Genomic DNA, 12503 nt, shown 5'->3' with positions numbered 1-12503 from the left:
GCTAAACCCGCTGGGCTTGAAATAGAATAAAAAGGGCACTGCATGAAAATGCGGTGCCCTTTCTTTTTACTGCGCCGAAACGGAAACTCAGTTGCGGTACAGGATCTTAATGATGTGGTAACCAAACTGGGTGTGCAGCGGGCCTTGTGGCTCGATCAACGGAGCGGAAAACACCACTTTATCGAAAGCGGGAACCATTGCGCCTTGCTTGAATTCGCCTAAATGACCGCCTTTTTTGCCTGACGGGCAGGTAGAGTGTTTTTTCGCCAGCTTCTCGAAATCACCACCGTTTTTCAACTGTTCCAGAAGTTCGAGTGCCTGTGCTTCTTCCTTTACAAGGATGTGCATTGCTGCGGCTGTTTTTGCCATGATAAGACCTTTTTACGAGAGAGTTTCCAGAGGCGTAATGTAACATCTGCAACCGGCTAAGTGGAATCCAGCCTGTATTCCAGACATAACAAAATGCGCCGTAAAGCCTGACAATCTCCCCCCGGCTTTCTGCTACAATCGCCGTCCTTGTCCATCAAGTGAGCAAAATTACGCCATGCGATTAAACCCCAGCCAACAACACGCCGTCGAATTCGTTACCGGGCCATGCCTGGTTCTGGCCGGTGCTGGATCCGGCAAGACCCGGGTCATCACCAATAAAATCGCACACTTGATTCGCCAATGTGGTTATCAGGCGCGCCATATCGCCGCCGTCACTTTTACCAACAAAGCCGCCCGCGAGATGAAAGAGCGTGTGGCGCAGACTCTTGGTCGCAAAGAAGCGCGCGGATTACTGATTTCCACCTTCCATACGCTGGGTCTGGAGATCATCAAAAAAGAGTATGCTGCGCTTGGCATGAAGTCGAACTTCTCCCTGTTTGATGACCAGGACCAACTGGCGCTGTTGAAAGAGTTGAGCGAAACCTGGCTGGAAGAGGACAAGACGTTGTTGCAGCAGTTGGTCTCGACGATCTCCAACTGGAAGAATGATCTGATCGATCCCTCTGCGGCGACAAATATTGCACGATCCGAGCGCGATAAGATTTTTGCGCATTGCTATGGTCTGTATCACGACCATATGCGCGCCTGTAATATTCTCGATTTCGACGACCTGATTCTGCTGCCGACGCTGTTGTTGCAGCGTAACGAAGAGGTCCGCGAGCGCTGGCAGAACAAGCTGCGTTATCTGCTGGTGGATGAATATCAGGACACCAACACCAGCCAGTACATGATGGTGAAATTGCTGGTGGGTAGCCGTGCGCGTTTTACCGTGGTCGGCGATGATGACCAGTCGATTTATTCCTGGCGCGGCGCCCGTCCGCAGAACCTTGTGTTGCTGAAAGAGGATTTTCCCGCCCTTCAGGTGATCAAGCTCGAGCAGAACTACCGCTCTTCACAGCGGATTCTGAAAGCCGCCAACATTCTGATTGCCAATAACCCGCATGTATTCGAAAAACGTCTGTTTTCCGAACTGGGTTACGGCGAAGCGCTCAAAGTGATCACCGCCAATAATGAAGATCACGAAGCTGAACGGGTGGTCGGTGAACTTATCGCGCATCACTTTATGAATAAAACCGACTACGGCGACTACGCCATTTTATATCGCGGTAACCACCAGTCGCGGTTGTTTGAAAAGATGCTCGTGCAGAACCGCATTCCTTATCGCATCTCTGGCGGAACGTCGTTCTTCTCCCGGCCTGAAATCAAAGACTTGCTGGCGTACCTGCGCGTGCTGACTAACCCGGATGATGACAGCGCTTTTCTGCGTATTGTGAATACACCACGCCGTGAGATTGGCGCCGCCACGTTACAGAAGCTGGGAGAGTGGGCAAATCAACGTAATAAAGGGCTGTTTAAAGCCAGCTCTGACTTCGGGCTGAGCCAGTTTCTGACCGGTCGTGGCCTTGAGTCGCTACAACGCTTCACGCACTGGATGGGCACCATTGCCGAGCGTGTTGAGCGGGAACCGGTGGCGGCGGTGCGTGATTTGATCCACGGTGTGGACTACGAGAGCTGGCTGTTTGAAACCTCGCCCAGCCCGAAAGCCGCCGAAATGCGCATGAAAAACGTCAACCAGCTTTTTAGCTGGATGACGGAAATGCTCGAAGGCACCGATCTTGACGAGCCGATGACGCTCACTCAGGTGGTCACGCGGTTTACCCTGCGCGACATGATGGAGCGTGGCGAGAGTGACGAAGAGCTGGATCAGGTCCAACTGATGACCTTGCACGCCTCTAAAGGGCTGGAGTTTCCCTATGTATTTTTGGTCGGGATGGAAGAGGGCTTGTTGCCACACCAAAGCAGCATTGACGAAGATAATGTTGATGAAGAACGTCGTCTGGCCTATGTCGGCATCACACGTGCCCAGAAAGAGCTGTTTTTCACGCTTTGCCGCGAAAGACGTCAGTACGGTGAGCTGCTGCGCCCGGAACCCAGCCGCTTCCTGATGGAGTTACCGCAGGATGATCTGGAATGGGAAACAGAGCGTAAAGTGGTCAGTGCGCAGGAGAGGATGGTCAAAGGGCAAAGCCACTTAGAGAAGATCCGCGAACAGTTAGCGAAAGCTAAAAATAGCGGATAATGGCGGTAAAAAAGGGCAACATTGCTGCCGCCCTGATGCTTTTAGAAATGAACGGATAGGTTGCTTATTTACCGCTCTCTTCGATATACAGCGGCCAATGGGCGTAACTTTGCCAGTGGCTTTCCTGCTCCAGCTCTTCGGCACGTAGCGGGTGCTGTTCCAGCCAGCCATGAGGGACAATTACATTCAGATCGTCCTCATTGGCGCGCAGACGCACTGCGGGCAGCGTATCGTCGCGACGACGACTGGCAAAGATAATCGCCAGTCGCAGGATACGGCATAAACGTTCTGCCTGACGCGGAGGAACGGCGTTTTGCTGGCTCAATAATGGCAGATCAAGTGCATTGCCTTGATTCTGCAAAAGCGTGGCCAGCAGCTTTTTCTGTGCCGGGGTAAAACCGGGTAAATCTAAATGACGGATCAGGTAAGCGGCATGGTGAGATGCCAGCTTGAAGTCAACGCTGAGACCAATTTCGTGGATCAGACAGGTGCTGTTTAGCAACTCCCTGGCGCGTGCATCCAACTGCCATTCACTCGACACCTGCTGTGAGAAATTCTCTGCCAGTTGTGCTACCCGTGAAGCCTGCTCGCTGTCGAGCAAGTAACGTCGCTGTAAATTACGCAACGTGCGCTGGCGGATATCCTGTTCAATGGGCAAATGCAGCATGCCATACACCAAACCTTCACGCAGTGCACCACCGGCGAGGGTCATCGTTTCGATATTCAGGGCTTTGAAGATAGCGATCAGGATAGACAGTCCGCTCGGGAACACCAGCGCACGCTCCAGCGTCAGCCCTTCGATCTCGAGTTCTTCCAGTTTTCCGCACTGAATGGCTCGCTGTTTGAGCTGTTGCAGTTTGGCGAGTGTAATACGCTCATCCATACCCTGAGCGACCATGATTTCCTGTAACGCCTGCACGGTGCCTGAGGCACCTACGCAGATTTGCCAGCCATTCGCCAGCAACGCGGGCGCTACCGGGGTGATCATCTCGAGCGCGGCCTGTTCGGCCTTATCGAAGTTCTCTTTGCCCAGATTACGATCGCCGAAATAGCGTTCAAGCCAGGTGACGCAGCCCATTGATAAGCTGAAAAGCGAAGTTGCCTGTGCGCCAATGCCGGTGACTAACTCCGTGCTGCCGCCGCCGATATCGACCACTAAACGTTTATCCGGGCCGCCGGTTGTGTGGGCAACGCCGTGATAAATCAGACGTGCTTCCTCTTCACCGGCAATCACTTGCACCGGGCATCCGAGGATCTCCTGCGCTTTTTGCAGAAATTCATCCGCATTGCTGGCCAGGCGCAACGTCGCCGTCGCCACCACCCGGATTTGCTCTTTTGGAATATCTTGCAGACGTTCCGAGAACAACCTCAGGCACTGCCAGCCGCGTTGCATGGCTTCCTGAGAAAGCAGGTTCTGTGAGTCCAGACCTGCTGCCAGACGCACCTTACGTTTGATTCTCGCCAGCGTCTGAATACTGCCGGCCACCTCACGGACAACCAGCATGTGAAAGCTGTTTGAGCCAAGATCGATTGCTGCATACAGTGAGGTGGAACTCAGCATGATATTAGCCCGTACGCTTACGGTTGCTGCGAGGTGCACTGCTGCTACGACGCGATGATGAATTATTACCGTTACGTCGCGGACCATTACCACTGCGGGCGCGAGCCAAGCGTTTTGGCGCAGGCAAATCTTCCAGCAGAGCATCGCTGTTGTAGCGGCTAACCGGAATGCTGTGACCGGTGTAGGTTTCGATAGCCGTTAAGTTCAGCGCGTACTCTTCACAAGCCAGGCTGATGGAGTGACCGCTTAAACCCGCGCGGCCGGTACGGCCAATACGGTGAACGTAATCTTCACAGTCGTCTGGCAGGTCATAGTTGAAGACGTGCGTTACCGCAGGAATGTGCAGGCCACGTGCTGCAACATCAGTTGCCACCAGAATATCCAGCGTACCTTTAGTAAAGTCTTCCAGCACACGCAGACGTTTTTTCTGCGGCACATCACCAGTCAACAACCCCACACGGTGACCATCGGCAGCCAGGTGGCCCCAGACGTCTTCACAACGGTGTTTGGTGTTGGCAAAGATAATACAGCGATCAGGCCATTCTTCTTCAATCAGCGTCTGCAACAGGCGCATTTTTTCTTCATTTGAAGGGTAGAACAGCTCTTCCTGAATACGGTGACCTGTTTTTTGTTCCGGCTCGATTTCAATCGATTCGGCATTGTTCATATTTTCGAACGCCAACTCTTTTACGCGGTAAGAGAGTGTCGCGGAGAACAGCATATTTAGGCGCTGCGTCGCGGGAGGCATACGGCGGAACAACCAGCGGATGTCTTTAATAAAGCCGAGATCAAACATGCGATCGGCTTCGTCTAAGACGACAACCTGAATTGCACCCAGATCAATATAATTTTGTTTGGTGTAGTCAATCAGACGACCGGTGGTACCGATGAGAATATCAACGCCACTTTCCAGTACTTTAAGCTGTTTGTCGTAGCCATCGCCGCCGTAGGCCAGGCCCAATTTCAGCCCGGTGGATTCAGATAATGCTTCTGCATCGGAGTGAATTTGTACCGCAAGTTCGCGCGTTGGTGCCATGATTAACGCACGCGGTTGATTGATCTTTCGACCCTCAGCGGCCGGGTGAGAAAGCAGATAATGGAAAGTAGACGCTAGAAAAGCCAGCGTCTTGCCGGTACCGGTTTGCGCCTGACCTGCAACATCACGCCCAGCGAGCGTGATTGGCAATGCCAATGCCTGAATAGGAGTGCAGTAATGAAAGCCTTTCTTTTCAAGGGCTTCAACTGCAAGCGGGTGCAGGGCGAAGTCGGAAAACTTCTGTTCGGTCAAGTGTGTTTTGCTCATAGTGTGGTAGAATATCAGCTAACTATTGCTTTACGAAAGCGTATCCGGTGAAATAAAGTCAACCTAATGTTGGTTAATGCTACATCAACAAGGTAAAGATAATCCTTTGGAGTAGAACATGAGCGATAAAATTATTCACCTGACTGATGACAGTTTCGACAAAGATGTACTGAAAGCCGATGGGCTGGTTCTGGTCGATTTCTGGGCTGAATGGTGTGGTCCGTGCAAGATGATTGCTCCGATTTTGGATGAAATTGCCACCGAGTTCGAAGGCAAGCTGACCATCGCCAAGCTGAATATTGATGAAAACCCAGGTACTGCACCTAAATACGGCATCCGTGGTATTCCTACCCTGCTGTTATTTAAAGACGGTGAAGTCGCAGCAACGAAAGTTGGCGCACTGTCAAAAGGTCAGTTGAAAGAGTTCCTGACGGCAAATCTGTAATCGGTCGGGATGACCAAACCCAGGTGTTTAGCGGGCTGACGTGTTTTTCATATTGTCCGCTAGACGCCTGTCAAGAAGCGTGCTAAGTTTACGCTTACTGCAAATAGAGCTTACCTGTAGTTTGATTCTTACGTTTTATTCTGTGTCAAAAACATCTGCCTAGACCTGTAAAGTAACTTTGATAAAAATAAGTTGAACTGGCACTGTGCTTTGACAATCTAACGGTTTTGACAAAATCGGCATTAAGACACCTTCAATATCAGTCTGCCCATCAAGAATAGCCCCATGCGACTGCCTGTGGCTTATATTCAGAAACTGTTAATTGAGTGTCCTACACAAACAGGCATGGATGATCCTGCCATACCCATTCACGACAGATGTTCGAGACATACCCCGAGTTTAAGAACCCACCATTATGAATCTTACCGAATTAAAGAATACGCCGGTCTCTGACCTGATTGCACTCGGCGAAAATATGGGGCTGGAAAACCAAGCCCGTATGCGTAAGCAAGACATTATATTTTCAATCCTGAAGCAACATGCGAAAAGCGGAGAAGACATCTTCGGTGATGGCGTACTGGAAATATTGCAGGATGGATTTGGTTTCCTCCGCTCTGGAGACAGTTCCTACCTCGCCGGTCCCGACGACATCTACGTTTCTCCAAGCCAAATTCGCCGCTTCAACCTTCGTACTGGCGACACCATTTCCGGTAAAATCCGCCCACCAAAAGAAGGTGAACGCTATTTTGCCCTGTTGAAAGTTAACGAAGTTAACTACGACAAACCAGAAAACGCCCGCAATAAAATCTTGTTCGAAAACTTGACCCCGTTACATGCTAACTCACGTTTACGTATGGAACGCGGCAATGGTTCGACTGAAGATTTAACCGCACGCGTACTTGATTTAGCTTCACCGATTGGCCGCGGTCAGCGTGGTTTAATCGTGGCACCACCGAAAGCCGGTAAAACCATGCTGTTGCAGAACATCGCTACCAGCATTGCGTACAACCATCCTGACTGCGTGCTGATGGTTCTGCTGATTGACGAACGTCCAGAAGAAGTGACCGAGATGCAGCGTCTGGTTAAAGGCGAAGTTATTGCTTCTACCTTTGATGAGCCAGCCTCGCGTCACGTGCAGGTAGCCGAAATGGTTATCGAAAAAGCCAAACGTCTGGTTGAGCACAAGAAAGACGTTATCATTCTTCTTGACTCCATCACCCGTCTGGCCCGTGCGTATAACACCGTGGTCCCAGCGTCAGGTAAAGTACTGACCGGTGGTGTTGATGCCAATGCCCTTCACCGTCCAAAACGTTTCTTCGGTGCAGCACGTAACGTTGAGGAGGGCGGCAGCCTGACCATCATCGCGACGGCTTTGGTTGATACCGGTTCTAAAATGGATGAAGTTATCTATGAAGAATTCAAAGGTACCGGCAACATGGAACTGCACCTCGCGCGTAAAATCGCTGAGAAACGTGTCTTCCCTGCTATCGATTACAACCGTTCAGGGACGCGTAAAGAAGAGTTGCTTACGACGTCAGAAGAGCTGCAAAAAATGTGGATCCTGCGCAAAATCATCCATCCAATGGGTGAGATCGACGCGATGGAATTCCTTATTAATAAGCTTGCGATGACCAAAACCAACGACGATTTCTTCGATATGATGAAACGTTCGTAATTGGTGTGAAAGTCAGCTAACGCCACGCTAAGTCGTGGCGTTTTTTGCTTTTGGCGGCTAGGATAAGGCAAATTCTGAAAAGAGTTGGAATTAAGATAAGCGCTGATAGTCTTTCAGTGATTCTTTCTCTACCTTGTCGAAGCAACAGGAAAGAGGCATCAGTTAAAGGTATTGCTTGAGACAACACCATAACTGTCACCATAGGATATGACTTTAAGGCTGTGAGGTTTTATGACGTTGGCCCAGGCTAAGCTGCCTTATCTTTTTGCAGAGATTTATTGACTGTGAACATGCTCAATATGAGTACTGAACTCCTCGCTATTTTCTTTTTTTCTTTTGTCTTTTTATTTTTGGCCCGCAAGGTTGCTAAAAAAATCGGCTTGGTTGATAAACCCAATTATCGTAAACGTCATCAGGGTCTGATCCCTCTGGTGGGCGGAATTTCTATATTTGCGGGTATTTGCTTCACTTTCCTGATCACTGACTATTACATTGCCCATCGCATGCTCTATCTGGGGTGTGCTGGACTTCTGGTTTTAGTGGGTGCGTTGGACGATCGCTTTGATATCAGCGTTAAAATCCGTGCATTCGTACAGGCGCTGGTGGCGATCGTCATGATGGTTTACGCGGGTCTGATTTTGAAGAACCTGGGTCATATCATCGGCCCTTGGGAAATGGTCCTCGGCCCATTTGGTTATCCCATCACGCTGTTTGCCGTTTGGGCTGCCATCAACGCTTTTAATATGGTGGACGGAATTGACGGGCTGTTGGGCGGTTTATCCAGTGTTAGCTTTGGCGCGATAGGGATTGTCATGTACATGAGCGGTCACATGGATCTTGCGCTCTGGTGCTTTGCCATGATTGCTGCCACCCTTCCGTATATCATGCTCAACCTCGGCGTTTTTGGCCCGCGTTATAAAGTCTTTATGGGTGATGCAGGCAGTACGCTGATTGGTTTCACCATCATCTGGATCTTACTGCAAAGCACTCAGGGCCCGACGCACCCGATGACGCCGGTCACCGCGCTATGGCTGATCGCTATCCCACTGATGGACATGATCGCCATCATGTATCGTCGTTTGCGTAAAGGCATGAGCCCTTTCTCCCCGGACCGTCAGCACATTCACCATCTGATTATGCGGGCCGGATTCAGCCCGCATCAGGCCTTTGTCTTAATTACGCTGGCTGCTGCATTACTGGCTGCGGTGGGGGTTATCGGTGAGCATCTCGGGTTTGTCCCCGAATGGCTAATGTTGTTACTGTTCCTGCCGGCTTTCCTGTTTTATGGCTACTGCATCAAGCGTGCATGGCGCGTAGCGCGTTCAATCAAACGTTTCAAACGGCGTCTTCGTCGCGCTCGATAACTCCATCAATTATCCATTATTTAGAGGTTTACTGGCTGTGATGACATCAGAGACAAACGCCAAAAAAGTAGAGGCCAGCATCGATAACGAGCTGGATATCCGCGGTTTGTGCTGCACGCTGTGGAGTGGGAAATTTTGGATTGTCGGGATGGGCGTACTGTTTGCTGTCATTGCGCTAGGTTCTTCATATTTGATGAAACAGGAGTGGAGTTCAACGGCGATCACCGACCGGCCGACGGTGAATAATCTGTCTTCTTATTTCTCTCAGGCGCAGTTTTTACGCAATCTGGATGTGCGCAATGCGCAGGCGCCGTTGGACAGTCAGCCCACCATTTCCGAAGATGCTTATAACGAATTTGTTATGCAGCTCGCAGCGTATGACACCCGTCGTGATTTCTGGTTGAACAGCCCTTATTACCAGCAGCGTAAAGAAGGTGATGCGCGGACCGACGCGGTGTTGCTCGATGACATGATTAACGATATCCAGTTCACCTCACGGGACGCACTCAAAGTACCGAATGACAGTGTGAAGCTGACGGCCGAAAGCTCCGCTGACGCCAATAAACTGCTGCGCGAATATGTGAATTTTGCCAGCAAGCGTGCTGCGCAGCATTTATACGATGAATTGCAGGGAGCCTGGGCCGCACGCACACAGTCGATGAAGGCGCAGGTCAAACGTCAGGACGCCGTGGCGCAGTCCATCTTCCAGCGTCAAATGAACAACACCCAGCAGGCACTGAAAATCGCCCAGCAGCAGAAGATTAACGAGAGCCTGACGGCGACGCCGGCTGAGCAACTGCCCTCTTCGGATATGTTCCTGTTAGGGACACCCATGTTGCAGGCCCGTCTGGAATTATTACAAGCTTCAGGTCCGAATTTTGACCTAGACTACGATCAAAACCGTGCCATGTTATCGACCCTGAATGTGGGGCCGACGCTGACAGCGCACTTCCAGACATACCGCTATCTGCGTACCCCGGAAGAGCCGGTAAAACGCGACAGCCCGCGCCGCGCCTTCCTGATGGTCATGTGGGGTGTAGTGGGGGGGCTGATCGGAGCCGGTGTTGCGTTGGCACGCCGCCGGAGTGCCATAACCCAATAAATGAATCTATAAGGGCGAACGATTTCGCCTGGCTAGCAGGATGTGTCTGCGCCTAACTGAACAAGAGAGACTCACTTTGAAAGTGTTGACGATATTCGGCACCCGCCCGGAAGCCATCAAAATGGCCCCGCTGGTGCACGCTTTGGCTCAGGATGACGCCTTTGAGTCAAAAGTCTGTGTCACGGCCCAGCATCGTGAAATGTTAGATCAAGTATTGCATCTGTTTGGTATCCAGCCCGATTATGACCTCAACATCATGCAGCCCGGTCAGGACCTGACAGAAATAACCAGCCGCATCCTGAAAGGATTAAAACCTGTTTTGCAGGAATTCCAGCCAGACGTGGTACTGGTGCATGGTGATACGACCACCACGCTTTCGGCCAGTTTGGCTGCATTCTATCAGCGAATCCCCGTTGGGCACGTTGAAGCCGGTTTGCGCACTGGCGACCTCTCATCACCATGGCCGGAAGAGGCCAACCGCCGTTTAACTACACATTTGGCAAAATGGCATTTTGCGCCGACTGAAACCTCGCGTGACAATTTGTTGCGTGAAGGGATCTCGACAGACGATATTTTCATCACCGGGAATACAGTTATCGATGCTTTACTGTGGGTTCGTGACAGAGTCAAAGCCGATGCCGGTTTGGTTGAGCAACAGGCGTCCCGCTATCCCCTTATCGATGCTAATAAGAAAATGATTCTGGTTACCGGCCACCGCCGCGAGAGCTTTGGCGGCGGCTTCGACCGTATCTGCAATGCGCTGGCAAGCATTGCGCTGCAACATCCGGAGGTGCAAATCGTTTATCCGGTGCATCTCAACCCGAACGTCAGCGAGCCGGTAAACCGTATTTTGCGCGGTATCGACAACATTATATTAATAGACCCGCAGGACTATTTACCCTTTGTCTATTTGATGGACAAGGCCTACCTGATCCTCACCGATTCAGGCGGCATCCAGGAAGAAGCGCCCTCACTGGGTAAACCTGTGCTGGTGATGCGGGAAAGCACAGAACGGCCGGAAGCGATCAGCGCCGGAACCGTCCGGCTGGTTGGCACCGATACTGCAAAAATAGTGAAAGAAGTGAGCCGGCTGCTGAGCGACGAAAATGAATATCACAGCATGAGCCGGGCGCATAATCCTTACGGCGACGGACAAGCCTGCCGTCGTATTCTTGACGCATTAAAGAATCATCGAGTATCACAATGAGCTTCCAAACTATTTCTGTCATTGGACTGGGTTACATCGGTCTGCCGACTGCGGCAGCCTTTGCTTCGCACCAGAAAAAAGTCATCGGTGTGGATATCAACCAGCATGCCGTGGATACCATTAATCGCGGAGCCATACATATTGTGGAACCGGCGCTCGATGCGTTGGTGAAAACCGCCGTTGATGACGGTTTTCTGCAGGCATTCACCCGCCCACAGCCCGCTGATGCTTTTCTGATTGCCGTCCCGACGCCCTTTATGGGCGATCATCAGCCCGACTTGAGATACGTTGAGTCGGCCGTGCGTTCTATTGCGCCGGTGCTGAAAAAAGGCAATCTGGTGATCCTTGAGTCCACCTCGCCGGTTGGTACCACCGAGCTGATGGCCGAATGGCTGGCAGAATGCCGTCCTGATCTGAGTTTCCCCCAGCAAGAAAGCGACCACGCTGATGTGAATATCGCCTACTGCCCGGAGCGGGTCTTACCTGGGCAGGTGATGGTGGAGCTGATTAAAAATGATCGGGTGATTGGCGGTATGACGGCGATTTGTTCGCAGCGTGCCTGCGACTTATACAATATCTTCCTGCAGGGCGAATGCGTGGTGACTAACTCGCGCACCGCTGAAATGTGCAAGCTGACTGAGAACAGTTTCCGGGACGTCAACATTGCCTTTGCCAATGAACTGTCGCTGATTTGTGATGCGCAGGGCATTAATGTCTGGGAGCTTATCGCGCTGGCCAACCGCCATCCACGCGTGAATATTCTGCAGCCTGGGCCTGGTGTGGGAGGGCACTGCATTGCGGTAGACCCCTGGTTTATCGTGGCGCAAAACCCTGACCTGGCGCGGCTCATCAAAACGGCGCGTGAAGTGAATGATAGCAAGCCACATTGGGTGGTTGACCGCGTAAAATCGGCACTGGCTGACTGCCTGACAGCCACGGGCAAGCGGGCTTCCGAGGCGAAAATTGCCTGCTTTGGGCTGGCATTCAAACCCAATATTGATGACCTGCGCGAAAGCCCGGCCGTTGAAGTCACCCGCCTCATTGCTGATTGGCACGCCGGGGAAACCTGGGCGGTTGAACCGCACGTGCACCATCTGCCTGCGGCACTGGACGGCAACGTGAGCCTGCATACGGTAGAGGATGCGTTGCAAAATGCCGATCTACTGGTCATGTTAGTCGATCATCAGATTTTCAAAGCGATCCCGGCGGATCAGGTTCATCAGCTATGGATTGTCGATACCAAAGGTGTCTGGCGTTAATCATCGGCAGGAGAGTGG

General features: G+C 51.6%; 10 protein-coding genes. 7 read left to right on the top strand and 3 right to left on the bottom strand.

Annotated elements, in window-relative coordinates; genetic code table 11:
• Nucleotides 1-87: 87 nt before the first annotated feature.
• Complete coding sequence (ppiC, locus tag EAH77_RS19970; RefSeq protein WP_056772340.1) at nt 88-369, bottom strand: peptidylprolyl isomerase PpiC; 282 nt, start codon at nt 367-369, stop codon at nt 88-90.
• 175 nt (nt 370-544) lie between these two features.
• Between ppiC and rep the strand changes: the two genes are divergently transcribed.
• Nucleotides 545-2569, top strand: coding sequence for a DNA helicase Rep (gene rep, locus EAH77_RS19965; protein WP_140474568.1), 2025 nt, complete (start codon nt 545-547; stop codon nt 2567-2569).
• 64 nt (nt 2570-2633) lie between these two features.
• On the opposite strand, the gene gppA is transcribed toward rep, so the two are convergent.
• Both gppA and rhlB read right to left on the bottom strand, forming a co-directional pair.
• Nucleotides 2634-4130 carry a guanosine-5'-triphosphate,3'-diphosphate diphosphatase gene (gene gppA / locus EAH77_RS19960; protein ID WP_161985832.1) on the bottom strand — a complete coding sequence of 499 codons (1497 nt, stop codon included), beginning with the start codon at nt 4128-4130 and terminating at the stop codon, nt 2634-2636.
• 4 nt (nt 4131-4134) lie between these two features.
• Nucleotides 4135-5433: an ATP-dependent RNA helicase RhlB gene (rhlB, locus tag EAH77_RS19955; RefSeq protein WP_140474567.1), complete on the bottom strand. Its 1299-nt coding sequence runs from the start codon at nt 5431-5433 to the stop codon at nt 4135-4137.
• A 118-nt stretch (nt 5434-5551) separates the two neighbouring features.
• Between rhlB and trxA the strand changes: the two genes are divergently transcribed.
• The 6 genes from trxA to wecC all read left to right on the top strand — a co-directional run bounded on the left by trxA (nt 5552) and on the right by wecC (nt 12485).
• A complete protein-coding gene (gene trxA, locus EAH77_RS19950; protein WP_140474566.1) occupies nt 5552-5878 on the top strand; it encodes a thioredoxin TrxA in 327 nt (108 codons plus the stop codon).
• 415 nt (nt 5879-6293) lie between these two features.
• Nucleotides 6294-7553, top strand: a complete 1260-nt coding sequence (gene rho / locus EAH77_RS19945) for a transcription termination factor Rho (RefSeq protein ID WP_140474565.1) — start codon at nt 6294-6296, stop codon at nt 7551-7553.
• Nucleotides 7554-7837: 284 nt separating this feature from the next.
• Entirely contained in the window at nt 7838-8917 is a 1080-nt protein-coding gene (gene wecA / locus EAH77_RS19940; protein WP_140474564.1) for a UDP-N-acetylglucosamine--undecaprenyl-phosphate N-acetylglucosaminephosphotransferase, read from the top strand.
• A gap of 40 nt (nt 8918-8957) precedes the next feature.
• Nucleotides 8958-10019 (top strand): ECA polysaccharide chain length modulation protein, encoded by a 1062-nt coding sequence (wzzE, locus tag EAH77_RS19935; protein ID WP_140474563.1) that lies wholly within the window; start codon nt 8958-8960, stop codon nt 10017-10019.
• Nucleotides 10020-10095: 76 nt separating this feature from the next.
• Nucleotides 10096-11226, top strand: a complete 1131-nt coding sequence (gene wecB / locus EAH77_RS19930) for a non-hydrolyzing UDP-N-acetylglucosamine 2-epimerase (RefSeq protein WP_140474562.1) — start codon at nt 10096-10098, stop codon at nt 11224-11226.
• The gene (gene wecC, locus EAH77_RS19925) at nt 11223-12485 is read left to right on the top strand and encodes a UDP-N-acetyl-D-mannosamine dehydrogenase (RefSeq protein WP_140474561.1); all 1263 of its coding nucleotides are present in this window, start codon (nt 11223-11225) and stop codon (nt 12483-12485) included. Before wecB ends, wecC begins: the two co-directional genes overlap by 4 nt.
• Nucleotides 12486-12503: the final 18 nt, after the last annotated feature.

The sequence above is a fragment of the Ewingella americana genome, assembly GCF_006438725.1.
Lineage (GTDB): Bacteria > Pseudomonadota > Gammaproteobacteria > Enterobacterales > Enterobacteriaceae > Ewingella > Ewingella americana_A.
The sequence above is the reverse complement of the archived record's forward strand: the minus strand, read 5'-3'. Positions and strand labels throughout refer to the sequence as shown.